This window comes from Candidatus Poriferisodalis multihospitum (assembly GCF_028283155.1).
Taxonomy (GTDB): Bacteria; Actinomycetota; Acidimicrobiia; order Acidimicrobiales; family Poriferisodalaceae; genus Poriferisodalis; species Poriferisodalis multihospitum.
Genome location: NZ_JAPYOK010000005.1, coordinates 1 through 2,613, shown reverse-complemented (window position 1 = coordinate 2,613; position 2,613 = coordinate 1). Strand labels below are relative to the sequence as shown.

The following is a 2,613-nucleotide window of genomic DNA, read 5'->3' as shown; positions in this document are numbered from 1 at the left end:
TCGAGGTGGGCGCGCAGCTTCGTCGTCTTGGCTTCGGGCACGCGCTGGATGGTGAGGTGGTTGAGCATGCGGCCGCCGCCGGCTTCTGACAGCGTGATGTAGGGACGCCCGTTGCCGACCCGCGTGTTGAAGCCGATGGCGGCCTGCCAGAAGTCGGCTGCGCAATGCGGCACCCGCATTGCCGAGCCGTCTGGTACGCCCGCGTCGGGTGCGCCTCGCGGGTGAAGTACAGGTGCGCGTTGGACATGCTGAATGCGCCCACCATCGGCAGGCCCAGCGCTGCCGCTTGGCGATAGTCCTCGTGGCAGTACAGGAAGTTGAGCGTGTGGACCTGGTCGTTCACGAAGCTGCCCACCGGGTCGCAGTCGGCCACCCGGCGCTGTTCGAGCGCGTTGTGGTACGTCAGCCACTCATTCGCCCGGCTGAACGGCCGTGGCACCGACAGCTCGTAGAAGATCCCGAACTTCATTGCGCTGTTCTAGCCCAGCGTTGTGTACTGGCGACGGGGCACTGGCGCTTCGGTTTCGCACTCGGTCATGAGATGCTTTGGCCCAGCCTCGCGAGCAAGCCGCGCCTTGACATGGTCAAAAGGCTTAAGACCTAGATAACCATTTTTTTGTAAGGGTTGATACCCTAATTACCCTCAGGCAAATTTGGGCGTGAAAGATCAGGGCTGCGATGGAGATCCGAGACGACGATGGCGACGGAAGTGACGAAGCTGACCTGGATTTGTTGTCCAGCGACGAGAACTACGTCAACGAGATCATCAACGGCCCGGATGCAGGGGGTCAGCGGCTGCGATTGCTCAGCGATCAGAACCCATGGCATCGCACGGGTGCGGTGCCGGCCGCGCTCGCTCCGCCGACGGAGCGTCCGCTCGCACGGGTGCTCTGGCGGAGCATGCTCGCCGATGGTCTGCTGCGATGGCATGTCATCTTGGGCCCGCGCCGGGTCGGCAAGACCACGGTGCTGTATCAGACGGTCGCTCATTTGCTCGCAGAGGGGATCGAACGCCACCGCATCTGGTGGCTGCGCCTCGATCATCCGCTCTTGATGGACGTGCCGCTCGGCGAGGTCGTTCGGAGCATGACCGCATTCTCGGCGCTCCAAGAGTTCGTTGATCTCACCGTGCCAGAGGAACGAGACGCCTTGGCGGCAGCTTTCGCCTCTCAGGAGGGTCCTCTGGAGGAGCAACTGGTCGCACGGGCGGCACCGCGGACACACGCCAAGTTCCCGGAGTCGAAGGGCATTTCGGTCGAGCGGCCAATCTTTCTGTTCCTCGATGAAGTCACCTACGCCGACGACTGGGACTTGTGGCTGAAGAACTTCCATGACGAGCGCTGGCCCGTCCGCATCGCTGCGACATCGAGCGCCAGTGCTGCGCTTCGGCGACGTCGGCAGGACAGCGGGGTCGGACGCTGGAGGGAGGTCTCGCTGGCGCCGTGCTTGGTCTCCGAGGCGATGCAGTTCGTCGCGTCGCCTGCAGAGCAATCTCGCCAAGAAATACCACCCAGTACCTCCCTTGCCGACGGACTACGACGACTCCAAGAGGGAACAGCTTCCGACTTCGCTTCGTCCGAGGCGGCCCGCATGCTGATGCTCGTAGGCGGCTTTCCCGAACTCCTGCTGCATGCAGGGCAGGCACGGGTGCCCCCCGAATACGGCCCGGTCGCTGACGAGGGACCCCTCACCGATGCACTGGTCGCTGCTCAGCTCAGCCTGCGTGAGGACTCCGTCGAACGCGCGGTCTACAAGGACATCCCGCAGGCGTTTCAGATCGACAATCCGATGATGCTCGAGCGGCTGCTGTATGTACTCGCCGGCCAAGTCGCGCAATTGCTGTCGCCCTCGAACATCGCCGCTGACCTGCGGCTGTCGGAGGCGACGATCGAGCGGTACCTGGCCTACTTGGAAGCTGCGTTCATCGTCTTCACGTTGCCCAACTATGCGGGCAGCGAAGCGAAGGTGCAGCGCCGCGGTCGCAAGATCTACTTCATGGACAGCGCCGTGCGCAGCGCGGTGCTGCAGCGAGGACTCGCGCCGCTGCGATACCCCGGCGAAGCCGGTCACCTCATCGAGAACATGGCCGCCTCGACGCTGCATTCCCTGGCGACGCAGGCGGGAGCGCGGCTGTATCACTGGCGCGAAGGACGCCACGAGGTCGATCTGGTCTACGACGACCTGCGAGCGCCCTTGGCGTTCGAGGTCACGTCGTCAGCGCTGCATGACCTTTCCGGCCTGCGAGCATTGATTCGTCGTCATGACCGCTTCGCGGGCAACGCGTATCTCGTCGGACGGGATCTGCCCGTAGGCCATCCCACCGATGCGTCTGATGGCATCGGCACACTGCCGTGGGACGTCTACTTGACAACGGTCAGCAGGCTCGCAGAGAGCGCCATGATGACCCGCCTCGGTGCGACGAACTGACGACCTCTCCTGCCATTGCATGGGTTCTGCTGCGTCGCGCGGAACAGCGATCAGATGTCGATGCGGTAGAGCTCTGCGGCGTTGAGCGACATGATGCGCTCGACGTCGTCGCGGGGGATCCCCTCGAGCGCCTTGGCCAGGTCGTGATCGTCGCGTGGGTACAGGCAGGTGGGGTGCGGGAAGTCG

1 protein-coding gene is annotated in these 2,613 nt (G+C 64.0%); it reads left to right on the top strand.

The features are described 5' to 3' along the window. Positions 1-678: 678 nt before the first annotated feature. Positions 679-2,427 (top strand): ATP-binding protein, encoded by a 1,749-nt coding sequence (locus tag VI480_RS00115; RefSeq protein ID WP_323670775.1) that lies wholly within the window; start codon positions 679-681, stop codon positions 2,425-2,427. The last annotated feature ends 186 nt before the right edge of the window (positions 2,428-2,613 follow it).